A 203-nucleotide genomic window follows, 5' to 3' on the forward strand; every position below is an offset into this window, starting at 1 on the left:
TGGCAAGCGGAACTGCACCTACGCAGTTTGAAAACGATCATGCAAATGGATCATCTCCGGTGCAAGCGTCCGCATCGGGTACGGAACGAACTTCGTGCGCACATGTTGGCGTACAACTTGATTCGACAAGTGATGTGTGACGCGGCGATGTCGGGCAAGCTGCAACCGTGGCAAGTCAGCTTCAAAGGAACGATGTCAACGCT

Annotated in this window: 1 protein-coding gene; it reads left to right on the forward strand. The window is 53.7% G+C overall.

The window, feature by feature from the left end:
• A partial coding sequence (locus tag HFP54_RS25125) for a transposase (protein WP_168567307.1) occupies positions 1 to 203 on the forward strand: 203 nt, incomplete at both ends.

Source organism: Crateriforma spongiae (assembly GCF_012290005.1).
Classification (GTDB): domain Bacteria; phylum Planctomycetota; class Planctomycetia; order Pirellulales; family Pirellulaceae; genus Crateriforma; species Crateriforma spongiae.